This window comes from Calidifontimicrobium sp. SYSU G02091 (assembly GCF_022631395.1).
In the GTDB taxonomy this organism is placed as follows: Bacteria; Pseudomonadota; Gammaproteobacteria; order Burkholderiales; family Burkholderiaceae_C; genus Calidifontimicrobium; species Calidifontimicrobium sediminis.
Window position 1 is genome coordinate 72,653 of the sequence record NZ_JALBGB010000005.1, and the last position, 23,875, is coordinate 96,527.

A 23,875-nucleotide genomic window follows, 5' to 3' on the forward strand; every position below is an offset into this window, starting at 1 on the left:
GTGACGTTTCACCGACGAACACGAAGCCGGACACAGGAGACGAACGATGCACCAGCCTCGCCTGACGGGGTGCCGCCGATGACGGGCGTGCTGTCGCCACTGCGGTTGCCGCTGTTCGCGGCGCCGATGTTCCTCGTCTCGGGGCCCGACCTCGTCGTCGCGGCCTGCCGTGCCGGCATCGTCGGCGCGTTCCCGACGCCCAACGCGCGGCCGATCGAGGTGCTCGACGACTGGATGCGCCGGATCACCGACGAACTCGCCCGCGCCCGCGACGAGCAGGGCGCCGACACCGTCGGCCCATGGTGCGCCAACCTCGTGACGCACCGCTCGAACGAGCGCCTGCCGCAGGACCTGGCGCTGGTGGCCAAGTACCGCCCGCCGGTCGTCGTCACCGCGCTGGGCAGCCCGAAGCCGGCGATCGACGTCGTGCACGGCTACGGTGGCGTCGTGTTCGCCGACGTCGTCGACCTGACGCTGGCGAAGAAGGCCGTCGACGCCGGCGCCGACGGCCTGGCGTGCATCTGCAGCGGCGCCGGCGGCCACACCGGCGCGCTCAACCCGTTCGCCTTCGTCAGCGCGGTGCGCGCGTTCTTCGACGGGCCGGTCGTCGTCGGCGGCGGCATCAGCGACGGCTGGGGCGTGGCCGGCGCGATCGCCTGCGGCGCCGACTACGTCTACATGGGCACGCGCTTCATCGCCACCACCGAGAGCCTCGCGCGCGACGCGTACAAGCAGATGCTCGTCGACAGCGGCATCGACGACCTCGTGGTCAGCGCCGGCATCACCGGCACGCCGGCGAGCTGGCTCAAGCCCTCGCTGCGCGCCAACGGCTACGACCCCGAGCACCTGCCCGCTGCGCCCGAGCGCGACTACAACAGCGGCGCGGCGATGAGCGGCAAGCGCTGGATGGACGTGTGGGCCGCGGGGCAGGGCCTCGGCGCGATCCGCGCCGTCGAGCCGGTGGCTGCCGTCGTCGAGCGCATCGAGCGCGAGTTCTGGCAGGCGCAGCGGCGCTTCGCGGCGTGGCGCGCGAGCGCGCCGGCCCGCGCCGCGGCCGGTGCGCCGGGGAGCGCGGCATGACGGGCGCCGACAACCCGCTGCTGGGCAGCTGGCGCCTCGTGCGCTGGGAGATCGCCTACGCCGACGGGCGGGCACGCACGCTGCCGTACGGTGCCGATGCGCAGGGGCTGATTGTCTATGGCGGCGACGGCGTCATGAGTGCGTGCATCGCACGCGCCGGCCGCCAGCGGCTGTCGAGCGACAGCGCGCGCACCGCACCCGAGGCCGAGCGGCTCGCAGCCTTCGAGAGCTACTTCCACTACGCCGGGCCGTACACGCTGCGCCGGGGGGCCGACCTGCCCACCGGGCTGCAGGTGGTGCACCGCGTCGAGATGGCGTTGAATCCGAACTTCGTCGGCACCGAGCAGGTGCGCAACGTGGCGTTCGACGGGCACGACGTGCTGACGCTGTCGGCCGACGACACCGTGCCGGGGTCGGCGGTCGTGCGCCACCATCGGCTGGTCTGGAGGCGGGCCTCGACATGAGCAGCACGCTGTACGACAAGCACCGCGCGCGCTTCGAGCGCGCCGAGCAGGCGTGCCGCGAGCGGCACTGCTGGAGCCCGTTCGCCGAGATGCCGGCCCAGTACCCCGATTCACAGGCCGCGCAGGCGCGCGGCGTCGCGGCGTTCCAGGCGCAGCTCGGCCGCGAGTTCGACCTCGACCAGCCCGGACGCATCGACCTCGCCGGCGAGGAGGTGTCGCCGTACACGCAGCAGCCGCTGGGCATCCGCTACCCGCGCGCCGACGTCGACGCACTGTTCGACGCCGCCGGGCGTGCGATTCCGCGCTGGGCCGCGGCCGGCACCGAGGCGCGGCTGGGCGTGCTGCTCGAGGCGCTCGACGTGCTGTACCGCGAGCACCTGTTCGAGATCCAGCAGGCCGTGATGCACACCGCCGGCCAGAGCGCCAACATGGCCTACGCCGGCTCGGGCGTCAACGCGCTCGACCGCGGCATCGAGGCGCTGGTCTACGCCGCGCAGGCGCTGCGCGCGGTGACGCCGCACGCGCGCTGGGAGCGCCGCTTCGGCGCCGCCGACATCGTGCTCGACAAGACCTACCGTGCCGTGCCGCGCGGCGTCGCGGTGTGCTTCACCTGTGCGAGCTTCGCGACCTGGAACGCGTGGCCGTCGATGATGGCGAGCCTGGCCACCGGCAACGCCGTCATCGTCAAGCCGCACCCGATGTCGGTGCTGCCGATGGCGGTCACGGTGCGCGCGCTGCGCCGCGTGCTCGCCGACGCCGGCTTCGACCCGAACCTCGTCACGCTGGCGCTCGACACGGTGGCCGAGCCGCTGGGCAAGGTGCTCGTCAAGCACCCGAAGACGGCCATCGTCGACTTCACCGGCAGCGCGCGCTTCGGCGCCTGGATCGAGGCCAACGCGCACCCGGCGCTCGTCTTCACCGAGACCGCCGGCTGCAACACGGTGGTGCTGGAATCGGCCGACGACCTCGACGCCGCGCTGCGCGCGCTGGCGACGACGATGTGCATGTTCAGCGCGCAGATGTGCACCAGCCCGCAGAACGTCTACGTGCCGCGAGGCGGCGTTGCGACGCCCGCCGGCCGCGTGCCGTTCGACGAGGTCGGCGCGCGGCTGGCCGCCGCGATCGATGCGGTGGGGCGCGAGCCGAAGAAGGCGGCGATGATCCTCGCGGCGATCCAGTCGCCGGCGACGCTCGCGCTGGTGGGGCAGATGCGCGACGACGGCGCGCGCGCCGGCCGCGTGCTGCTCGAGCCGCGCGCCTACGCGCACCCCGAGTTCCCGGCTGCGCGCACGAGCACGCCGCTGCTGGTGCAGACCGACCCGCGCCACGGCGCGCTGTACCGCGAGGAGCGCTTCGGGCCGATCGGCTTCGTGATCGGCTGCGACGACGCCGCCGACGCGCTCGCGCAGGCCACCGGCGACGTCGAACGCCACGGCGGGCTGACGGCGTTCCTCTACAGCCGCGACGCGGCCTTCGTCGACGCTGCCGAGGCGGCCTACGCGCGCGCCGGCGCGCAGCTGACGATCAACCTGACTGGGCCGATGCCGCTGAACTTCGCGGCGGCGTACAGCGACTACCACGTCACCGGCCTGAACCCGGCCGGCAATGCGAGCCTGACCGACCTGAGCTTCGTCGCCGGGCGGTTCCGCATCGCGCAATCGCGGCGTCCTGCCGCCGTTTGAGGATTCAGAGGAGACCGAGATGAACGCTCCCGAACGCGTCGAGAACTTTGCCCCCTTCGGCGAGGACCACGGCCCGCTGCTGACCGGCCCCTATGCGCCGATCCCCGACGAGTCGGTGTTCACCGACCTGCCGCTGATCAAAGGTTCGATCCCGGCCGACCTCAACGGCGTGTACATGCGCTGCGGTCCCAATCCGCGCTTCGCGCCGCAGGGGCGTTATCACCCCTTCGACGGCGACGGAATGATCCACGCTGCCGAGTTCCGACGCGGGCGGCTGACGGTGCGCAACCGCTGGGTGCGCACCGAGGCCTGGCAGCGCGAGGACGCTGCCGGTCGCGCGATGTACTGGGGCATCCGCGAGACGCTGGTCGGGCGTGACGACAAGCCGCTGAAGGACAGCGCCAACACCGACCTCGTCGGCCACGCAGGCAAGGCGCTGGCGCTGTGGTACATGAGCGGCGACGCCTACGTGATCGACCCGCTGACACTCGCCACGCTGGGCAAGCAGCGCGCGATCGCCGCCACCGGCGGCAAGATCTCGGCGCACGCCAAGGTCGACGAGGTGACCGGCGACCTGCTGTACTTCGACTACGGCAACGAGCCGCCGTACATGCACTACGGCGTCGTGGGTCCCGACGGCCAGCTCAAGCACCACGTCGCGATCGACCTGCCCGGCCCGCGCCTGCCGCACGACATGGCGGTGACCGAGCACTACAGCATCGTCCACGACCTGCCGCTGTTCCACAACGAGGACGCGCTCAAGCTCGGACGCCACAAGGTCGAGTTCCACCCCGAGCTGCCGACGCGCTTCGGCGTCATCCCGCGCTACGGGCGCAGCGACGAGGTGCGCTGGTTCGAGTTCACGCCGTGCTTCCTGTACCACGTCGTCAACGCGTGGGAGAGCACCGACGCGAGCGGCGAGTGGATCGAGATGGTCGCCTGCCGCTACATGCCCGCCACGACGCCCGACGGCCGCATCGACGCACAGCGCACCGCGAAGAACGTCGCCGAGCTCGTGATGACGGCGCGGCTGTGGCGCTGGCGCATGAACCTGACGACCGGCGCCACCGAGGAACGCTGCCTCGACGCCGAGCGCAACGTCGAGTTCCCGACCTACAACGCCGCGCTCACCGGCCGGCGCACGCGCTACGGGTACTTGGTCGACCACCACCCGACGGCGATCCTGCAGTGGAACGGCATCCGCAAGTACGACCTCGACACCGGCGAGTCGCTGTCGGCGTGGACCGACGACGTCGAGCACAGCTGGTACAGCGAGCCGTGGTTCGCCGCCGCCGACGACCCGCAGTCCGAGGACCACGGCTACGTGATCGCGTTCCAGTTCAACGCCGCGACGAAGCGCGAGACGCTCGACATCTTCGACGCCCGCGACCTCGGGCGCGGGCCGGTCGCGCAGGTCGCGATCCCGCGCCACATCCCCACCGGCTTCCACGGCTGCTGGATCGCGGCGCACCGCATCGACGGCTGGGACCGCGCGCGATGACCACACCCGTCTACATCCTCGGCGGCCACCAGACCGACTTCGCGAAGGTCTGGTCGCGCAGCGGCCAGGACCTGTCGGACATGATCCGCGAAGCCACGCTTGGCGCGCTGGCCGACGCGCGCGTGCCGGCAGCCGACGTGCAGAGCATCCACGTCGGCAACGCGTTCGGCGAGATCCAGCGCCGCCAGGCGCACCTGGGCGCGATGGTCGCGCAGGTCGTGCCCGAGCTGTGGGGCGTGCCGGCAATGCGGCACGAGGGCGCGTGCGCGTCGTCGTCGCTGGCGGTGCTCGCCGCGATGGCCGAGATCGAGGCCGGCCGCTACGACTGCGTGCTCGTCGTCGGCGCCGAGGAGCTGAAGAACCTGCCCGGCGACGAGAGCAGCGCGAATCAGAACGCCGCCGCGTGGCAGGGGCGCGAGGACATCGACTGCCGCTTCATGTGGCCGGCGGCGTTCGGCCTGATGGCGCAGGAGTACGAGCGCCGCCACGGGCTCGACCGGCGGCACCTGAACCGCATCGCCGAACTCAACTACGGCAACGCGAAGCGCAACCCGCTGGCGCAGACGCGCCAGTGGCGCTTCGAGCCCGGCGCCTTCACCGACGACGACGCGCTGAACCCCGTGATCGAGCCCGGCACGCGCCGCCAGGACTGCGGCCAGCTCACCGACGGTGCGGCTGCGCTGCTGCTCGCCGGCCCTCGGTATGCAGCCGAACACGCGCGCCGTCACGGACTGCGCGTCGGGCAGCTGCCGCGCATCCTCGGCTGGGGTCACCACAACGCGCCGCTGCGGCTGAAGGACAAGCTCGCGCGCAGCGCCGGCGAACCCTACGTGTTCCCGCACGTGCGGCAGACGATCCTCGACGCGTTCGGCCGCGCCGGCATCGGCGACGTGCGCGAGCTCGACGGCATCGAGACGCACGACTGTTTCACGACGACCGAGTACATGGCGATCGACCACTTCGGGCTGACGCCGCCGGGGCAGAGCTGGCGCGCGATCGAGGACGGCACGATCGAGTTCGGCGGCGCACTGCCGGTCAACCCCAGCGGCGGGCTGATCGGCGCGGGGCACCCGGTGGGCGCCACCGGCGCGCGCATGCTGCTCGACGCCGCGCGCCAGGTCAGCGGCATCGCCGGTGCCTATCAAGTCGACGGCGCGCGCACCTTCGCGACGCTCAACATCGGCGGCAGCTGCGCCACCGTGTGCAGCTTCGTCGTCGGCGTGCGCGAGTGAGGGCACGATGAGCGAATCCGCCTTGATCATCGACGCCGTGCGCACGCCGCGCGGGCGCGGCAGCGACAAGGGTGCACTGCGCGGCGTCCAGCCGGTCGAGTTGCTCGCGCAGGCGTTGCGTGCCATCGTGCAGCGCACGGGGGTCGACCCCGCCCGCATCGCCGATGCGGTGATCGGCTGCGTCACGCAGACCGGCGAGCAGGGCAGCCACGTCGGCCGGCTCGGCGCGCTCGCTGCGGGGTGGCCCGACACGGTGCCGGCGCTGACGGTCAACCGTTACTGTGCCTCGGGGCTGTCGGCGGTGGGCTACGCGGCGCTGCAGGCGCTGGCCAGCGACGGCTTCGCGGTGGGCGGCGGCGTCGAATCGATGTCGCGCGTGCCGATGGCCAGCGACGCCGGCCCGCTGACGCACGACGCCGAGCTCGCGCGCGCGCTGCGCCTGGTGCCGATCGGCCTCGCGGCCGACGCTGTCGCGACGATGGAGGGCTTCTCGCGCGCCGACTGCGACGCGATCGCGCTCGCGTCGCAGCAGCGTGCCGTCCACGCGCGCGATGCCGGCTGGTTCCGCTCCGTCGTGCCGGTCGAGGTCGACGGCCGCACGCTGCTGGCCACCGACGAGACGCCGCGCGCGTCGACCACGGCGGCGACGCTGGCCGACCTGCAGCCCGCGTTCGCCGGCCTGGGCGCCAAGACCGGGCTCGACGAGTGGCTCGCGCAGCAACTGGGGCTGGCGCGCGTCGAGCACGTGCACACGGCGGGCAATGCGCCGGCGATGGCCGATGGTGCGTCGGCCGTGCTGCTCGCGAGCCCGGGCGCGGTGCGCCGGCTCGGGCTGAAGCCGCGCGCGCGGCTGGTGGCGCTGGCTGAAGTCGCGGTCGACCGCACGCTCGCGCTGACCGGCGCCGTCGACGCGACGCGCGCGGTGCTCGCGCGCGCGGGGCTCGGCGTCGCCGACGTCGACCTGTTCGAGGTCAACGAGTCGTTCGCCGCGCTGATGCTGCACTTCATGCGCCATCTTGGCGTGCCGCACGAGCGGCTCAACGTCAACGGCGGCGCGATCGCGCTCGGCCACGCGATGGGGTCGACCGGCAGCGCGCTGCTGGGCACCGCGCTCGACGAGCTCGAGCGCCGCGGCGCGAAGCGCGCCGTCGCCGCGGCCTGCGGGGCCACCGGGCTCGCGGCGGCGGCGCTGATCGAGCGCATGGACTGAGGGGCCAGCGCACCGATGACGTTCCAGGTGTTTGCGCAGCTGCTCGTCAACGGGCTGGCCGCCGGCGCGATCTACGCGCTGGTCGCGCTCGGCCTGGTGCTGACCTACAAGGCCACCGAGGTGCTGAACTTCGCGCACGGCGACCTGCTGATGCTCGCCGCCTTCGTCGGCTGGGGGCTGATCGGGCCGGCGGGCTGGCCGTTCTGGCTCGCGCTGCCGGCCACCGTCGCGATCGTCGCCGTGCTCGGCTACGGCATCGACGCGCTGCTCGTGCGGCGCATCGTCGGGCAGCCGCAGTTCGCCGGCGTGATGCTGACGATCGCGCTGGCCTTCATGTTGCGCGGTGCGGTGAGCATGGGCTTCGGCGCCGAGTCGCGCAGCTTCGCGACGCCGTGGACCGGGCAGACGACGGCCATCGGCGGCGTCGTCGTCGCCGACCTCAGCCTCGTGATCCTGGCCACCGTGCTGGTGGCCACGCTGGTGCTGCTCGCGTTCCTGCGCCACACGCGGCTGGGCGTCGCGATGCAGGCGGCGTCGCAGAACCAGCTCGCGGCCTTCCTCAATGGCATTCCGGTCAAGCGCGTCAACTCGCTGGTGTGGGCCTTGGCCGGCGTGCTCGCGGCGCTGGCCGGCGTGCTGCTGGCGCCGATCACGCTGGTCGACGTCAGCCTGTGGTTCGTGATGCTCAAGGCGCTCGCGGCGCTCGTGCTCGGCGGCTTCGGCAGCATCGCCGGCGCGATCGTCGGCGGGCTGCTGATCGGGCAGATCGAGCAGTGGACCGGCGTCTTCGGCCCCGACGGCAGCAAGGACGTCGTGGCCTACGTCGTGCTGATCGTCGTGCTCGTGCTGCGCCCGCGCGGCCTGCTCGGCGAGGCGCACGGACGAAGGGTCTGACGCCCGATGCGCTTCGACTACCACACCCGCTACCGCGACGCGCAGGCGCTGCTGCGCACGCCCGGCGAGCGCTGGGCCTACGCGCTGCTCGCCGTCGCGCTGCTCGCGCTGCCGTGGGTCGCGAGCCGCTTCGTCGTCGGCGAGGCGAGCTACCTCGTGATCCTCGCGATCGCCAGCCTCGGGCTGATGCTGCTGACCGGCTACACCGGCCAGGTCTCGCTCGGCCACGCCGCGTTCATGGCGGTGGGGGCCTACGCGCACGCGTGGCTGCTCGGGCGCGGTGTGCCGCTGCCGCTGTCGCTGCCGGCCGCCGGGCTGCTCGCGGCCGCGGTCGGCGCGCTGCTCGGGCTGCCGGCGATCCGCGTCTCGGGGCTGTATCTGGCGATGGTCACGCTCGCGTTCTCGGTGCTCGTCACGCACGTGGCCGGACACTGGACCTCGGTGACCGGCGGCTTCACCGGCATCGCGGTGCCGTCGCCGCAGGTCGCCGGCTGGTCGCTCGGCGGGCCGGCGGCGTTCTACTACCTGTGTCTGGCGGTGCTCGTCATCGTGTTCGCGGCGCTGCTCAACGTGACGCGCTCGTCGCTGGGGCGCGCGCTGGTGGGCGTGCGCGACTCGGAGGCGGCGTCGTGGTCGCTCGGGCTGCCGGTGGCGCGCATCAAGGTGCTGGCCTTCGCCGGGTCGGCTGGCATCACGGGGCTGGCCGGCGCGCTGCTCGCACACCACCTGCAGTACCTGACGCCCGACGCGTTCACGCTGCTGCTGTCGATGGAGCTGGTGCTGATGGTCGTCATCGGTGGGCTCGGCAGCCTGCGCGGCGCCGTGCTCGGCGCGCTGCTGATCGGGCTGCTGCCGCCGTTCATCTCGCGCCTGAAGCCCTTTCTGCCCGACGCGGTGGCCAAGCAGTTCGGGCTCGAGACCTTCGTCTTCGGCTTCGTGCTCGCGCTGTTCGTGCTGTTCGAGCCGACCGGGCTCAACGGCCGGTGGCTCAAGCTGCGTGCGCTCGTCGAGACCTTCCCGCTGTACCGGCGCGACACCTTCCGCCGCGGCAAGCGCTACATGAGGTCGGAGCGCTACCGGTGAACACGCATCCGCCGCCCCATCCCTTCTTCGAGGCGCGCGACCTCGCGCTCGCGTTCGGCGGCGTGCGCGCGATCGACGGCGTCTCGTTCACGGTGCGCCCGGGCGAGGTGCTGGCGATCATCGGCCCCAACGGCGCCGGCAAGACCTCGGTGCTCAACGTCGTCACGCGCGTGTTCGACGCCACGGCCGGCCAGGTGTTCTTCGAGGGCCGGGAGATCGGACGCCTGCCGCGCGAGCGCATCGCGGCGCTGGGCATCGCGCGCACGTTCCAGAACATCGAGCTGTTCGAGGGCGCGACGGTGCTCGACAACCTGATGCTCGGGCGCCACCGCTTCGGCCACGGGCCCTGGTGGGCGCAGCTGCTGCGCACGCCGGCGGCGGTGGCCGCCGAGGAGGCGTCGCGCGCCGCGGTGGAAGACGTCATCGAGTTCCTCGACCTGTCTGCGCACCGCAACCAGCTCGTCGGCGCGCTGCCGTACGGCGTGCGCAAGGTCGTCGAGCTCGGGCGCGCGCTGGCCACCGGCCCGAAGCTGCTGTTCCTCGACGAGCCGGCCTCGGGGCTGAACCCCGAGGAGTCGCGCGACCTCGCGTTCTGGATCGACGACATCCGCAGCGACCGCGGTGTGACGGTGGTGATGGTCGAGCACGACATGTCGCTGGTGTCGGCGGTGGCCGACCGCGTGATCTGCATGGCGCAGGGTGCCATCCTCGCGCAGGGTACGCCGCGCGAGGTGCAGTCGCACCCGCAGGTCGTCGCGGCCTACCTCGGCAGCGCGGTCGGCGACGAGGTGCCGGCATGACGGCGGCCGTGCGGTGTGGCGACGACGCGAGCGGCGCGGCCGCGCCGGCCGCCGGTGCCCCGCTGCTCGACGTGCGCAACCTCGAGACCTGGTACGGCCCGGTGGTCGCGATCCAGGGCATCAACCTGCAGGTGCGGCGCGGGCGCATCGTGACGGTGCTCGGTGCCAACGGCGCCGGCAAGTCGACGCTGCTGAACACGATCGCCGGCGTGATCGACCCGTTCAAGGGCGGTGTGTGGTTCGAGGGCGAGCCGGTGCACGGGCTCGACGCCGACGTGGTGTGCCGCCGCGGCCTCGTGCTGGTGCCCGAGGGGCGGCAGGTTTACCCCTTCCTGTCGGTGCGCGACAACCTCGCGATGGGCGCCTACGCGCGGCGCGACGCCGACGGCGTGCGCGACGACCTCGCGCGCGTGCACGCGTGGTTCCCGCGGCTGGCCGAGCGCGCCGCGCAGCACGCCGGGCTGCTGTCGGGCGGCGAGCAGCAGATGCTGGCCATCGGCCGCGCGCTGATGAGTCGCCCGAAGCTGCTGCTGCTCGACGAGCCGTCGCTCGGACTGTCGCCGCTGCTGACGCTGGAGATCTTCCGCATCGTCGGGCGCATCGCCCGCGAGGCCGGCGTCGCAGTGCTCGTCGTCGAGCAGAACGCCGCCATCGCGCTGCGCACCGCCGACGACGGCTACGTGATGGAGCTCGGGCGCATCGTCGCCAGCGGCCCCTGCGACGAGCTGATGGCCAAGAGCGACGTGCGCGAGAGCTACCTCGGGCTCGGGCAGGCCACGGGTCTGTCCGGCGCCGCGCGCTGGCGCCGCCGCAAGACGTGGCGATGAACCCGGCTGCTGCGATGGACGCGCTCGATACCCCACCGAAGCTGTTTCGCGCGCGCTGCCGCGAGTGGGCCGGCGCGCCGGCGCTGCGCGCCAAGCGCCGCGGGCTGTGGAGCGGCGTCGACTGGGCCACGTACTACGCGCACGCGCGCGCCGTCGGCCTGGCGCTGGGCGCGCTCGGGCTGCGGCGCGGCGACCGCGTCTCGGTGCTGGCCGACAACCGCCCCGAGTGGCTTTACGTCGACGTCGGCGCGCAGTGCATGGGCTTCGTCGGCAACGGCATCTACCCGACCAGCTCGCCCGAGCAGGTCGCGCACATCCTCGTCGACTCGGGTAGCGCGGTGCTCGTCGTCGAGAACCAAGAGCAGCTCGACAAGGCGCTCGCGGTGCGTGCACGCTGTCCGGCGCTGCGTCACGTCGTCGTGATCGAGCGCGAGGGCCTGCGCGGTTTCGCCGACCCGGCGGTGAGCTTCTTCGACGACCTGCTCGCGCGCGGCTTCGAGCTCGCGCGCACGCACTCGGCCGACTTCGAGGCCGCGATCGACGCGTCGCGCCCCGACGACATCGCGTTCCTCGTCTACACCTCGGGCACCACCGGCGCGCCGAAGGGCGCGATGATCAGCGCGGCCAACGTCGTCGCGCAGGTCGCACAGGCGCCGAACTACCTGCGCGCCGGTTTCGGCGACCGCACGCTGTCGTTCCTGCCGCTGTGCCACATCGCCGAACGCATGGCCAGCGTGTTCAACCCGCTCGCGCTCGGTCTCGTCGTGCACTTCCCCGAGAACGCAGGCACCGTCTTCAACGACCTGCGCGAGGTCGAGCCGCACGTCGTGTTCGCGCCGCCGCGCTTCTGGGAGAAGCTGCACTCGAGCGTCGAACTCGCGCTGCGCGACGCGATCGCGCCGGCACGCTGGGTCTACGCGAAGGCATGCGCATCGGCGCTGTCGCGTCACGAGGCGCTGCTGCAGCAGCGCGGCGGCGTGCGGCCGCCGACCGTCACCGAGCGGCTCCTCGAAGCGGCGGCCTTTCGCAACGTGCGCCGCTTCCTCGGCCTGTCGCGCGTGAAGACGGCGCTGACCGGCGCCGCGCCGGTGCCGCCCGACCTCGTGCGCTGGTACCTGGCGCTGGGCATCGAACTGCGCGAGGCCTTCGGGATGACCGAGACCTGCGGCTTCGTCACCGCGACGCCACCGGGGTGCATCCGGCTGGGCTGGGCCGGCGTGCCGGGGCCGGGCATCGAGATCCGGCTGGGTGCCGAGAACGAGCTGCTCGTGCGCGGCCCCAACGTGTTCGCCGGCTACTGGGGCCAGCCCGACAAGACGGCCGAGGCGATCGATGCCGACGGCTGGCTGCACACCGGCGACTGCGCCGAGATCTCGCCGGCCGGCGAGCTGGCGATCCGTGACCGGCTCAAGGACATCCTGATCACCAGCGGCGGCAAGAACGTGACGCCGAGCCAGATCGAGAACCTGCTGAAGTTCAGCCCTTACATCACCGATGCCGTCGCGGTGGGCGACGGCCGGCGCTACATCACCGCACTCGTGATGCTCGACCACGAACAGGTCGCGCGCTTCGCCCGTGACCGTCAGGTGCCCTACACCGACTACGCGAGCCTGGCGCGCGCGCCCGAAGTCGTTGCGCTGGTGCGCGACGAGATCGAGCGGGCCAACGCGCGGCTGGCGCGCGTCGAGCAGGTCAAGGACTTCCGCATCATCGACCAGCTGCTGACCGCCGAGGACGAGGAGCTGACGCCGACGATGAAGCTCAAGCGCAAGCTTGTCGTGCGCAAGTACGCTGCGCTGATCGACGAGATGTACCCCGATTGACCACCGGGCCCGGACGACCGAGCCTATCCCTGCACCGACGACACACGAAGGAGACGACGATGCACACCTTCCAGCGCACCCTGCTGGCCCTGACCCTGGCCGGCGTCGCCGGCTTCGCCGCCGCTGGCGGCGTGACCGACACCGAGATCGTGGTCGGCAGCCACCTCGACCTGTCGGGACCCACCGCGGCCGGCATGCCGATGCTGCGCAACGCGATGCAGATGCGCATCGACGAGGTCAATGCCGCCGGCGGCGTGCACGGACGACGGATCCGCCTCGTCGTCGAGGACAACGGCAGCCAGCCGCAGCAGGCGGTGCGCGCGGTGCAGAAGCTGATCAAGAGCGACGACGTGTTCGCGATCCTCAACGCCTTCGGCTCGGGCCCGAACGCGGCCACCGTGAAGGCCGCGACCGACGCCGGCGTCGTCGTGTTCGCGCCGTGGGCCGCCAGCGCGATCGTGCAGCGTGCCGGTGGGGGCAGCCCGCTCGTGTTCACGACGGTGCAGAACTACGACACGACGACGGCCACCGGCCTGTCGTGGGCGATCAAGAACTGGGGCGTCAAGAAGGTCGGCGTGATCTACCAGGAGGGCCCCTTCGGCGACCTCGTGCGCGCCGGCGTCGCCGAGGCGATGAAGGCGGCCAACATGACGGTGGCCGCCGAGGCGGCGTACAAGGTCGGCGACATCGACTTCAGCAGCCAGGTCGCGCGGATGAAGGCCGCCGACGTCGACCTCATCCTCGCCGGCACCGTCGTGCGCGAGACAGTCGGGGTGATGGCCGAGGTCAAGAAGCTCGGCTGGGACGTCAAGGTGCTGACGACACTGCCCGGGCGCAGCAGCATCGTCGCGCGGCTCGGCAAAGACGCCGTCGAGGGCCTGTACGGGCTCGGCGGCTGGCAGATCCACGACGCATCGACCAAGGACCCCGGTGCGCAGAAGTTCATCGCCGCGTACAAGGCGAAGTTCAATACCGACCCCGACGAGAACGCGGCCAATGCCTACAGCTACACCGACTGGTTCATCAAGTGCCTGCAGGCCGCCGGGCGCAACCTGAGCGCGCAGAGCTTCGCCGCCGGTTGCCAGGGCGTCAGCCACGAGGACTTCACGACGTACTCGAAGCAGAGCTTCGTGAAGAACCACGTTAACCCCGAGTACGTCGCCATCGACGTCGTCAAGGGTGGACGCTGGGTGCCGGTGGCACCGGCGATGGCGAGCGCCGCGCGCTGACGGCGCGGGGGCCGGCTTCGTGCGTCAGGCGGTGCCCGGCGCCACCGCCTGCGCGCAGCGCACCTGCACGACGTCGCGCCGCCCGCCGTCGACGCGCACCGCGGTGAGGCGGCCGCCCCAGACGCAGCCGGTGTCGAGCGCGAGCAGGTCGGCGCGCTCGACCAGCCCGAGCGTGCTCCAGTGGCCGAATGCGATCGGCGTGCCCGCGGTGCGCCGGCCCGGCACATCGAACCACGGCACGAGCCCGGGCGGCGCGGCGTTCGCGCCTTCCTTGACCTGGAAGTCGAGCGTACCGTCGGCGTGCACGAAGCGGATGCGCGTCAGCACGTTGATCACGAAGCGCCAGCGGTCGGTGCCTTGCAGGTCGTCGCGCCAGCGTGCCGGCTCGTTGCCGTACATGACCTGCAGGAAGCCGGGCAGGTCGGGACCGCGCAGCATCGCCTCGACCTCGCGCGCCAGCGCCAGCGTCTGCGCGGCGTCCCACGCGGGCACGACGCCGGCGTGCACGAGCAGCCAGCCGTGCGCGGTGTCGGCCAGCGGCAGGTGGCGCACCCAGTCGATCCAGGCGTCGCGGTCGGCGTCGTCGAGGATGTCGCGCAGCGTGTCGGTGCGGTGTTCGCGGCGCACGCCGTGGGCCACCGCGAGCAGGTGCAGGTCGTGGTTGCCGAGCAGGCAGGTCGCGCTGTCGCCGAGCGCGCGCAGACGACGCAGCACCGCGAGCGACTGCGGACCGCGGTTGACGAGGTCGCCGAGCACGTGCAGGCGGTCGCGCGACGGGGAGAAACCGATTTCGGCGAGCAGACGCGCGAACGCGTCGTCGCAGCCCTGCAAGTCGCCGACGAGGTAGTGCATCGGTGCACATTGTGCCGGCTGGGGCCGGCGCCGCTTCGGGGCTGGGCACGGCCCCTCTGCTACGCTGCGGTGGTGCTGACAGACGCCCGGCCTCTGACCGGCCGGGTCTTCGATGGAGACGGCGCTGCTGGTGTTCCTGATCCTGCTCAACGGGGCGTTCGCGATGGCCGAGATGGGCCTGACGGCGGCGCGCAAGGCCCGGCTGCAGGTCATGGTCGAGACGGGCGACAGTGGCGCGCGCGCGGCGATGGTGCTGCACGACGACCCCACGCGCTGGCTGTCGACGGTGCAGGTGGGCATCACGTCGATCGGGCTGCTCAACGGCATCGTCGGCGAGGCGGCTTTCGCCGAGCCACTCGCGGCGTGGCTCGTCACGGCGCTGCCGCTGCCGGACCACGTCGCCCGCGTGGCGGCCACCGCGCTCGTCGTCGTGCTGATCACGTACGCGACGATCGTCTTCGGCGAGCTGGTGCCCAAGCGGCTGGGGCAGATGTACCCCGAGCCGGTCGCGCGGCTCGTCGCGCGGCCGATGATGTGGCTGTCGACGGCGGCCAAGCCGTTCGTCGCGCTGCTGTCGGCGTCGACGCGCGCGGTGCTGCGGCTGCTGGGCGTCAGCGGCCAGCCGCCCGGCGCGAGCGTGACCGAAGAGGAGATCGCTGCGCAGCTCGAGGAGGGCGTCGGCGCCGGCGTGATCGAGGCGCAGGAGCACCGCATGGTGCGCAACGTGTTCCTGCTCGACGAGCGGCAGGCCGGCTCGATGATGGTGCCGCGCGCCGAGATCGTCTGGCTCGACGCCGACGCCCCCCTCGACGACGTGCGGCGCGTGCTCGACGAGGCGGCGCACGCGCGCTACCCGGTGTGCCGCGGCGGACTCGACGACGTGCTCGGCGTCGTGTCGTCGCGGCAGCTGCTGCGCCAGCTCGTGCGCGGGCAGCCGCTGTCGCTCACCGACGGCCTTGAGCCGCCGGTGTTCGTGCCCGAGACGCTGACCGGGATGGAGCTGCTCGAGCACTTCAAGGCCGCCGGCGCCGAGCTCGTGTTCGTCGTCGACGAGTACGGCGCGGTGCAGGGTCTGGTGACGGTGCGCGACGTGCTCGAGGCGATCGCCGGCGAGTTCAGGCCGCCGGCCGGCGAGGAGGAGGAAGCCTGGGCCGTGCAGCGCGACGACGGCAGCTGGCTGTTCGACGGCCTGATCCCGGCGCTGGAGTTGAAGGACCGCCTTGCGCTGCGCGCGCTGCCCGACGAGGATCTCGGGCGCTACAACACGCTGGCCGGCATGATCATGCTGCTGCTCGGGCGCGTGCCCGAGGTCGCCGACCACGTCGAGTGGCAGGGCTGGCGCTTCGAGGTCGTCGACATGGACGGCAAGCGCGTCGACAAGGTGCTCGTCAGCCGCCTGCCGGCGCCGGCCGGCGACGGGGCGCACGCGTAATCGCCGGCGCGAGGCGTCAGCGGGCGACCGCCGCTGCGTGCGGCAGCGGCGGCCATGCCGATGCGTCGCCGAGCCGGCGCGACAGCGCCTGCGCGGCGCGACTTAGCGCAGTGGCCACCGGGCCGTCCCAGGCGGTGTCGAACGCGGGCGTCGGGCCGATGCCGGTCAGCGACAGCAGCAGCCGCTGCTGCTCGTCGAACACGGGCGCAGCCAGCGCACTGACGCCGGGCAGCGACAGGTCAACGGCGCGGGCGAGGCGCCGCTCGCGCACCGCCGCGAGCCGCGCGGGCAGCTCGGCGTCGAAGCGCGCGCGCTCGGCGGCACCGGCGCCGGCGCGCTCGGCGGCCAGCAGTGGCGCGACCTCGTGCCACGGCCGCCACGCGGCGAACAGCCAGCCCGACGCGGTGCCCGTCAGGCTCATCACGGTGCCGTGGCGCATCGCGACGTGCACCGGCGACGGCGGCGGCGCGACGCGCACGATCGTCGGCCCGCGGTTGCCCCACACGGCGATCGCCATCGTGTGGCCGAGCGTCTGCGCGAGCTCCTCGATGACGGGCGTGGCCAGCCGCACCGGGTCGAACTGCTGCAGGCTGATCAACCCCAGTTGCAGCGCCAGGGGCCCGAGTCCATAGTGACCGCTGGCCGGGTCCTGCTCGATCAGGCCGAGCTTGCCGAAGCTGACGAGATACGGGTGCGCCTTGGCCGGTGCCATGCCGGCCTCGCGCGCGAGGTCCTTCAGCGGCATCGGGCGGCCGTGGTGCGACAGCGCGAGCAGCAGCTGGCCACCGACCTCGATGCTCTGGATCCCGCGCGAGGTGCGCCCGGGTGCGTCGGCGGGGGACCGGTCATCCATCGGGGTGCTGCTTAGGTGGTTTTACTTATCCGAATGGATTAGACATTAGCGAACAAGATGACTAAGATCAACCCCGTAATTCAACTAAGTCAAATCGATTAACCAAGACCGATCCGCCGAAGGTGCCGACATGAGCAAAGCGTTCGCCTCGCAAGCCGACCTCGAGGACAAGAAGGTCACGTTCGAGCAGATCTCGCCGCACGCCTGGGCCTACACCGCCGAGGGTGACCCGAACACCGGCGTCGTGATCGGCGACGACGCCGTGCTCGTCGCCGACACGCAGGCCACGCCGGCGATGGCGGCCGACGTGATCCGCCGCATCCGCGAGGTCACCGACAAGCCGATCAAGTACGTCGTGCTGACGCACTACCACGCGGTGCGCGTGCTCGGCGCCAGCGCGTACCGGCCGCAGGAGATCATCGCGAGCCAGGACACCTACGACCTCATCGTCGAGCGCGGCGAGGCCGACAAGGCCAGCGAGATCGGCCGCTTCCCGCGCCTGTTCCGCAACGTCGAGACGGTGCCGCCGGGGCTGACGTGGCCGACGATCACGTTCACCGGCAAGATGACGCTGTGGCTCGGCAAGCTCGAGGTGCAGCTGCTGCAGCTCGGCCGCGGCCACACGAAGGGCGACACCGTCGTCTGGCTGCCCGGCGAGCGCACGATGCTGTCGGGCGACCTCGTCGAGTTCGACGCCACGCCGTACGCCGGCGACGCCTACTTCCAGGACTGGCCCAAGACGCTCGACGCCATCGCGGCGCTCAAGCCGCTCGCGCTCGTGCCCGGGCGCGGTGCGGCGCTCAAGGGCGAGGCGCAGGTCGCGCAGGGGCTGGCGGGCACGAAGGCCTTCGTCAGCGACGTGTGGGCCAGCGTGCAGGCGGGAGCGGCCGCCGGCAAGGACCTGCGCGCCGTCTACCGCGAGACCTACGCCGCGATGAAGGCCAAGTACGGCCACTGGGTCATCTTCGACCACTGCATGCCGTTCGACGTCAGCCGCGCGTACGACGAGGCGACGCAGCACGCCGACCCGCGCATCTGGACCGCCGAGCGCGACCGCGAGATGTGGGCGGCGCTCGAAGGCTGACCCGCGCCCGTCGATGGATCCGCGCGACCTGCCGCCGCAGCTGAGCGGCCACGAGATCCAGGCGCTCGAGTTCGGCCACCGGCGCTCGGCCGACGAGGACGCCTATGCACGCACCGGGCAGCCGGTGCGGCACGCGGTGGTCGTCGTCGGCGCCGGGCCGGTCGGGCTGACGCTGGCGATCGACCTCGCGCAGCGCGGCCAGCGCGTGCTGCTGCTCGACGACGATCGCAGGCTGTCGACCGGCTCGCGCGCGATCTGCTTCGCCAAGCGCACGCTCGAGATCTGGGACCGCCTCGGCGTCGGCGACGCGATGGTCGCCAAGGGTGTCGGCTGGAACGTCGGCAAGGTGTTCTTCGGCGCCGAGCACGTCTACACGTTCGACCTGCTGCCCGAGCCCGGCCACGAACGGCCCGCGTTCATCAACCTGCAGCAGTACTACGCCGAGGCCTACCTCGTCGCGCGCGCGGCGGCGCTGCCCAATGTCGAGCTGCGCTTCGCGAACCGCGTCGATGCGCTGCAGGCGCGCGACGACGGCGTCGTGCTCGGCATCGAAACGCCCGACGGCCGCTACGAGGTGATCGCCGACTGGCTCGTCGCGTGCGACGGCTCGCGCTCGCCGCTGCGCCGGCTGCTGGGCCTCGAGACCAAGGGCCGCGTGTTCCGCGACCGCTTCCTGATCGCCGACGTGAAGATGCAGGCCGACTTCCCGACCGAGCGCTGGTTCTGGTTCGACCCGCCGTTCCACCCGAACCAGTCGGTGCTGCTGCACCGCCAGCCCGACGACGTCTGGCGCATCGACTTCCAGCTCGGCTGGGACGCCGACGCCGACGAAGAGAAGAAGCCCGAGAAGATCGTGCCGCGCGTGCGCGCGCTGCTCGGGGCGGAGGCGAAGTTCGAGCTGGAGTGGGCGAGCGTCTACACCTTCGCCTGCGAGCGCATGGACCACTTCCGCCACGGCCGCGTGCTGTTCGCCGGCGACGCGGCGCACCGCGTCTCGCCGTTCGGTGCGCGCGGCGCCAACTCGGGCGTGCAGGACGCCGACAACCTCAGCTGGAAGCTGGCCCGCGTGCTGCGCGGCGCGTCGCCCGCGGCGCTGCTCGACAGCTACGCATTCGAGCGTGAGTTCGCCGCCGACGAGAACATCCGCAACTCGACGCGCTCGACCGACTTCATCACGCCCAAGAGCGAGGTCTCGCGGCTGTTCCGCGACGCCGTGCTCGACCTCGCGCGCGAGCACGCGTTCGCGCGCCGCCTCGTCAACAGCGGGCGCCTGTCGACGCCGTCGACCTACGACGGCTCGCCGCTGAACACGCCGGATGTCGACGCCGGCTGGCAAGGCGCGATGCGCCCCGGTGCGCCGGCGGCCGACGCGCCGCTCGTGATCGACGGCCGGCGCACGTGGCTGCTGCGCGAACTCGGCGTCGACTTCACGCTGCTCGTGTGGGGCCAGGCGCCCAGGCTGTGCGCGGGGCTGGGCTGCAAGGTGCTCGCGCTCGGCCCCGAGCACGACGCCGACGGCTGGGTCGCGAAGCGTTACGACCTGCGGCCGGGCAGCGCCTATCTGCTGCGCCCCGACCAGCACGTCGCGGCGCGCTGGCGCCAGCCCACGCCCGCCGCGGCCGAGGATGCGGTGGCCCGCGCCACCGCGACGCTGTGAGGCCACGATGGCGATGCTGATCACCGACCCGAACCTCGACGCCCCGGACGACTTCTACGAGGCGCTGATCGAGGCGCACCAGGGACTGAGCACGGCGCAGAGCCACGAGCTCAACGCCAAGCTCGTGCTGCTGCTGGCCAACCACGTCGGGCGGCTCGACGTGCTGCGCGAGGCGCTGGCCGCCGCGCGCGCGAGCGTCGAGCGCCGCGCGGCGACGGAGTCGAAGGCATGAACACCGAACTTCGCTACCAGACCGGATTCGGCAACCAGTTCGCGACCGAGGCCATCGCCGGCGCGCTGCCGCAGGGCCGCAACAGCCCGCAGAAGCCGCCGCACGGGCTGTACGCCGAGCTGCTGTCGGGCACTGCGTTCACTGCGCCGCGGCACCAGAACCTGCGCACCTGGCTGTACCGCCGCCGCCCGTCGGTCGTCGTCGGCGGCTACGAGCCGTACGCACAGCCGCACTGGAAGACCGGCGCCGCCGGCGGCGTCGCGATGCCGCCGAACCCGCTGCGCTGGCACCCGGTCGCGATCCCCGACGAGCCGCTCGACTTCGTCGACGGCCTGCGCACCGTCGTCGTCAACGGTGACGCCGACGCGCAAATGGGCGTCGCGGTGCACCTGGCGCTCGTCAACCGCTCGATGACCGACCGCGCCTTCGTCGACGCCGACGGCGAGCTGCTGCTCGTGCCTCAAGAGGGCGCCTTGACGATCACGACCGAGTGCGGCGTGCTGCGCGCCGCACCGGGCGAGATCGTGCTGATCCCGCGCGGGATGGCGTTCAAGGTCGCGGTCGACGGCCCGTCGCGCGTCTACGTCGGCGAGAACTACGGCGCGCCGTTTCGCCTGCCCGAGCTCGGGCCGATCGGCTCGAACGGACTGGCGAACCCGCGCGACTTTCGCGCGCCGGTCGCGGCGTTCGAGGACGGCACCGGCGGCTACGAGATCGTGCGCAAGTTCGGCGGCGCACTGTGGCGCGCGCGGCAGGACCACACGCCGTTCGACGTCGTCGCGTGGCACGGCAACCTCGTGCCCTTCGTCTACGACACGCGCACGTTCATGACGATCGGCTCGATCAGCTTCGACCACCCCGACCCGTCGATCTTCACCGTGCTGACGAGTCCGTCCGACACCCCCGGCGTGGCCAACTGCGACTTCGTGATCTTCCCGCCGCGCTGGATGGTCGCCGAGGACACGTTCCGCCCGCCCTGGTACCACCGCAACGTGATGAGCGAGTTCATGGGCCTGGTCTACGGCCAGTACGACGCCAAGCCCGAGGGCTTCCGCCCCGGCGGCATGAGCCTGCACGACGCCATGGTGCCGCACGGCCCCGACGCCGAGGCGTTCGAGCGCGCGACGAACGCCGTGCTCGCGCCGCACAAGCTCGATGCGACGCTCGCGTTCATGTTCGAGAGCCGCTGGCGCTTCCGCCCGACCGCGTGGGCGATGGGCTGCGGCGCACTCGACGCCACCTACGCCGACTGCTGGGCCGCGCTGAAGGACCGCTTCCAACCATGACGCTCACCGACGCCACCCACGACCCGGCGCTCACGAGCTGGGTCGACTCGGCCAACGCGGCCGACTGCGACTTCCCGATCCAGAACCTGCCGCTCGGCGCGTTCCGCCGCGCGAAGACCGACGAGCCGGTGCGCATCGGTGTGGCGATCGGCGACCAGGTGCTCGACCTGAAGCTCGCCGCCGCGCAGTGCCCGTGGGGCGAGGGCGTGCCCGAGCTGCTCGCGCCGCTGGCCGCGGGCGACCTCAACGCCTTCATGGCGCTCGGCCCGGCCGCGCGGCGCCGGCTGCGTGCGGCGCTGTCGGCCGCGCTCGCTGCGGGCAGCGACCAGGCGCCGTTCCTGGAACTTTGCCTCGTGCCGCAGGCCGCGGTCGAGATGCAGATGCCGTGCCGCATCGGCGACTACACCGACTTCTACACGGGCATCCACCACGCGACCGCGGTCGGCAAGCTGTTCCGCCCCGACAACCCGCTGCTGCCGAACTACAAGTGGGTGCCGATCGGCTACCACGGTCGCGCGTCGTCGATCGGCGTGAGCGGCCAGGTGTTCCGCCGCCCGCACGGCCAGATCAAGCGCCCCGACCGCGACGCGCCGGACTTCGGGCCCTGCCAGCGCCTCGACTACGAGCTCGAACTCGGCGCGATCGTCGGCACCGGCAACGCGCTCGGCGAGCCGGTGCCGATCGAGCGCGCCGAGGACCACCTGTTCGGCGTCGTGCTGCTCAACGACTGGTCGGCGCGCGACATCCAGGCCTGGGAATACCAGCCGCTCGGGCCGTTCCTGTCGAAGAACTTCGCGACGACGATCTCGCCGTGGGTCGTCACGATGGAGGCGCTCGCGCCGTTCCGCCGTCCGTTCGCGCGCCCGGCGGGCGACCCGGCGCCGCTGCCGTACCTCGACAGCGCGTTCAACCGCGAAGCCGGCGCGATCGACATCGTGCTCGAGGTCTGGCTGCAGTCGGCGCAGATGCGCGAGCGCGGATTGCCTGCGCAGCGGCTGATGCAGTCGAACTTCCGCGACGCGTACTGGACGCTCGCGCAGATGCTCGCGCACCACACCGTGAACGGCTGCAACCTGCAGCCCGGCGACCTGCTGGGCACCGGCACGCAGTCGGGGCCGGGCCCCGACCAGGGCGGCTCGCTGCTCGAGCTGACGCAAGGCGGCCGCCGGCCGATCACGCTCGCTTCCGGCGAGACGCGCACCTTCCTCGCCGACGGTGACACCGTGATCCTGCGCGCGCACTGCGCCGCGCCGGGCGCGCGGCGCATCGGCTTCGGCGCGTGCGCCGGCACGGTGGCGGGCTGACGCGGGGCCCGGCGTGGATGTTGCCATGCTGCATGGGCATACCTGCTAGTCGGGGCGCGGCATGATCGGCGGGAACTCCATGCGCCAACAATGCTCGACCGCACGCGCGGGCGCCGTCGCGCGGTGCGTGAATCTGCGTAGGCGTCGCGGGACGGCGACCCGTTAACCTCGCGGGCCCGCCATCGGGGGCGGCCCGCTTCTTCCTTCCACCCTCTGGAGACACTCGCATGAAAGCCTGGACCAAGATCGGCCTGCTCGCCGCCGCCGTCGCGGTGGCGCTGCCGGCCGCCGCGCAGGAGGTCACGCTGAAGTTCCATCACATCTGGAACACGCAGGCGATGGCTTCGGTGAACGTGATCAACCCCTGGTGCGAGAAGATCGCCAAGGACTCGAACAACCGCCTGAAGTGCCAGATCTTCCCGGCGATGTCGCTCGGCGGTACGCCGCCGCAGCTCGTCGACCAGGTCAAGGACGGCGTCACCGACCTGACGATCACGCTGCCGGGTTACACCGCCGGGCGCTTCCCGGCGATGGAGGTGTTCGAGCTGCCGTTCATGACCAACTCGGCGGAGGCCGCCGCGCAGGCGGCGTGGGAGTACCTGCAGAAGTACGCGACGCGCGAGTTCCCGGGCACCAAGATCCTCGCCGTGTGGACGCACGACGAAGGCCTCGTGCACACGAAGGACAAGCAGGTCAAGACGCTCGAGGACTTCAAGGGTCTGAAGATGCGCGCGCCGACGCGGCAGACCAACAAGCTGCTCGCGTCGCTCGGCGCCGCGCCGGTGGGCATGCCGCTGCCGGCGATCCCCGACGCGATCAGCAAGGGCACGATCGACGGCTTCACGCTGCCGTGGGAGCCGCTGCCGTCGCTGAAGCTGCAGGAGATGGTTAAGTACCACACCGAGACGCACCCGTCGCGCCCGTCGCTGTACAGCGCGGTGTTCATCTTCGGCATGAACCAGGCCAAGTACGACAGCCTGCCGGCGGACCTGAAGAAGGTCATCGACGACAACAGCGGCATGGCGCTGTCCAAGCAGATCGGCGCGGTGTGGGACGCGAGCCGGGGGCCGGCGCGCAAGCTGGCGCAGGACCGCGGCAACGTGTTCCTCGAGCTGTCGCCCGCCGAGACCGACCGCTGGATCGCCGCGTCGGCCAAGCTCTACGACGAATGGGTCGACGACATGAACAAGCGCGGCCTGCCGGGCAAGCAGATGCTCGACGACGCGCGTGCGCTGCTGGCCAAGTACAAGAAGTGACGCCGGTCTGCGGCCGGGGGGCACCCCGGCCGCCGACGCGCCCGCGGACGGTGCCCGCGCGACGGTGCGCCGCCCGCGGCAGGGACGATCGGCC

Annotated in this window: 21 protein-coding genes; 19 read left to right on the plus strand and 2 right to left on the minus strand. The window is 72.2% G+C overall.

What is annotated here, in order from left to right; translation table 11 throughout:
- Window positions 1-78 precede the first annotated feature (78 nt).
- The 12 genes from MOJ79_RS05080 to MOJ79_RS05135 are packed head-to-tail and all read left to right on the plus strand — an operon-like array spanning window position 79 to window position 13,825.
- Entirely contained in the window at window positions 79-1,080 is a 1,002-nt protein-coding gene (locus MOJ79_RS05080) for an NAD(P)H-dependent flavin oxidoreductase (RefSeq protein ID WP_241923145.1), read from the plus strand.
- Window positions 1,077-1,544 carry a lipocalin-like domain-containing protein gene (locus MOJ79_RS05085; protein WP_241923146.1) on the plus strand — a complete coding sequence of 156 codons (468 nt, stop codon included), beginning with the start codon at window positions 1,077-1,079 and terminating at the stop codon, window positions 1,542-1,544. Before MOJ79_RS05080 ends, MOJ79_RS05085 begins: the two co-directional genes overlap by 4 nt.
- Entirely contained in the window at window positions 1,541-3,226 is a 1,686-nt protein-coding gene (paaN, locus tag MOJ79_RS05090; RefSeq protein WP_241923147.1) for a phenylacetic acid degradation protein PaaN, read from the plus strand. The genes MOJ79_RS05085 and paaN overlap by 4 nt, the downstream gene beginning before the upstream one ends.
- A gap of 19 nt (window positions 3,227-3,245) precedes the next feature.
- Entirely contained in the window at window positions 3,246-4,727 is a 1,482-nt protein-coding gene (locus MOJ79_RS05095; RefSeq protein ID WP_241923148.1) for a carotenoid oxygenase family protein, read from the plus strand.
- A complete protein-coding gene (locus MOJ79_RS05100; protein ID WP_241923149.1) occupies window positions 4,724-5,959 on the plus strand; it encodes an acetyl-CoA acetyltransferase in 1,236 nt (411 codons plus the stop codon). Before MOJ79_RS05095 ends, MOJ79_RS05100 begins: the two co-directional genes overlap by 4 nt.
- A gap of 7 nt (window positions 5,960-5,966) precedes the next feature.
- The gene (locus MOJ79_RS05105) at window positions 5,967-7,169 is read left to right on the plus strand and encodes an acetyl-CoA C-acyltransferase (RefSeq protein ID WP_241923150.1); all 1,203 of its coding nucleotides are present in this window, start codon (window positions 5,967-5,969) and stop codon (window positions 7,167-7,169) included.
- A 15-nt stretch (window positions 7,170-7,184) separates the two neighbouring features.
- On the plus strand, window positions 7,185-8,063 hold the full coding sequence (locus MOJ79_RS05110; RefSeq protein WP_241923151.1) for a branched-chain amino acid ABC transporter permease: 879 nt from the start codon (window positions 7,185-7,187) through the stop codon (window positions 8,061-8,063).
- Window positions 8,064-8,069: 6 nt separating this feature from the next.
- Entirely contained in the window at window positions 8,070-9,146 is a 1,077-nt protein-coding gene (locus MOJ79_RS05115) for a branched-chain amino acid ABC transporter permease (protein ID WP_241923152.1), read from the plus strand.
- On the plus strand, window positions 9,143-9,946 hold the full coding sequence (locus tag MOJ79_RS05120; RefSeq protein WP_241923153.1) for an ABC transporter ATP-binding protein: 804 nt from the start codon (window positions 9,143-9,145) through the stop codon (window positions 9,944-9,946). The genes MOJ79_RS05115 and MOJ79_RS05120 overlap by 4 nt, the downstream gene beginning before the upstream one ends.
- Entirely contained in the window at window positions 9,943-10,773 is an 831-nt protein-coding gene (locus tag MOJ79_RS05125) for an ABC transporter ATP-binding protein (RefSeq protein ID WP_241923154.1), read from the plus strand. The genes MOJ79_RS05120 and MOJ79_RS05125 overlap by 4 nt, the downstream gene beginning before the upstream one ends.
- Entirely contained in the window at window positions 10,770-12,596 is a 1,827-nt protein-coding gene (locus MOJ79_RS05130; protein ID WP_241923155.1) for an AMP-dependent synthetase/ligase, read from the plus strand. The genes MOJ79_RS05125 and MOJ79_RS05130 overlap by 4 nt, the downstream gene beginning before the upstream one ends.
- A 59-nt stretch (window positions 12,597-12,655) precedes the next feature.
- The gene (locus MOJ79_RS05135; protein WP_241923156.1) at window positions 12,656-13,825 is read left to right on the plus strand and encodes an ABC transporter substrate-binding protein; all 1,170 of its coding nucleotides are present in this window, start codon (window positions 12,656-12,658) and stop codon (window positions 13,823-13,825) included.
- Between the two features lie 24 nt (window positions 13,826-13,849).
- Here MOJ79_RS05135 and MOJ79_RS05140 read toward each other — a convergent pair whose 3' ends face one another.
- On the minus strand, window positions 13,850-14,677 hold the full coding sequence (locus MOJ79_RS05140; protein ID WP_241923157.1) for a symmetrical bis(5'-nucleosyl)-tetraphosphatase: 828 nt from the start codon (window positions 14,675-14,677) through the stop codon (window positions 13,850-13,852).
- A 112-nt stretch (window positions 14,678-14,789) separates the two neighbouring features.
- On the opposite strand from MOJ79_RS05140, the gene MOJ79_RS05145 reads away from it, so the two are divergent.
- Window positions 14,790-16,109: a hemolysin family protein gene (locus MOJ79_RS05145; protein ID WP_241923158.1), complete on the plus strand. Its 1,320-nt coding sequence runs from the start codon at window positions 14,790-14,792 to the stop codon at window positions 16,107-16,109.
- Between the two features lie 16 nt (window positions 16,110-16,125).
- Here MOJ79_RS05145 and MOJ79_RS05150 read toward each other — a convergent pair whose 3' ends face one another.
- A complete protein-coding gene (locus MOJ79_RS05150; RefSeq protein WP_241923159.1) occupies window positions 16,126-16,962 on the minus strand; it encodes an IclR family transcriptional regulator in 837 nt (278 codons plus the stop codon).
- A 130-nt stretch (window positions 16,963-17,092) separates the two neighbouring features.
- Between MOJ79_RS05150 and MOJ79_RS05155 the strand changes: the two genes are divergently transcribed.
- The 6 genes from MOJ79_RS05155 to MOJ79_RS05180 all read left to right on the plus strand — a co-directional run bounded on the left by MOJ79_RS05155 (window position 17,093) and on the right by MOJ79_RS05180 (window position 23,781).
- The gene (locus tag MOJ79_RS05155; RefSeq protein ID WP_241923160.1) at window positions 17,093-18,046 is read left to right on the plus strand and encodes an MBL fold metallo-hydrolase; all 954 of its coding nucleotides are present in this window, start codon (window positions 17,093-17,095) and stop codon (window positions 18,044-18,046) included.
- Between the two features lie 13 nt (window positions 18,047-18,059).
- Window positions 18,060-19,703: an FAD-dependent oxidoreductase gene (locus tag MOJ79_RS05160; RefSeq protein ID WP_241923161.1), complete on the plus strand. Its 1,644-nt coding sequence runs from the start codon at window positions 18,060-18,062 to the stop codon at window positions 19,701-19,703.
- A 13-nt stretch (window positions 19,704-19,716) separates the two neighbouring features.
- Window positions 19,717-19,935 (plus strand): DUF2783 domain-containing protein, encoded by a 219-nt coding sequence (locus tag MOJ79_RS05165; protein WP_119288130.1) that lies wholly within the window; start codon window positions 19,717-19,719, stop codon window positions 19,933-19,935.
- Window positions 19,932-21,221 carry a homogentisate 1,2-dioxygenase gene (gene hmgA / locus MOJ79_RS05170; protein ID WP_241923162.1) on the plus strand — a complete coding sequence of 430 codons (1,290 nt, stop codon included), beginning with the start codon at window positions 19,932-19,934 and terminating at the stop codon, window positions 21,219-21,221. The genes MOJ79_RS05165 and hmgA overlap by 4 nt, the downstream gene beginning before the upstream one ends.
- On the plus strand, window positions 21,218-22,525 hold the full coding sequence (fahA, locus tag MOJ79_RS05175) for a fumarylacetoacetase (RefSeq protein WP_241923163.1): 1,308 nt from the start codon (window positions 21,218-21,220) through the stop codon (window positions 22,523-22,525). The genes hmgA and fahA overlap by 4 nt, the downstream gene beginning before the upstream one ends.
- Before the next feature lie 227 nt (window positions 22,526-22,752).
- Window positions 22,753-23,781: a TRAP transporter substrate-binding protein gene (locus tag MOJ79_RS05180; RefSeq protein WP_241923164.1), complete on the plus strand. Its 1,029-nt coding sequence runs from the start codon at window positions 22,753-22,755 to the stop codon at window positions 23,779-23,781.
- Window positions 23,782-23,875: the final 94 nt, after the last annotated feature.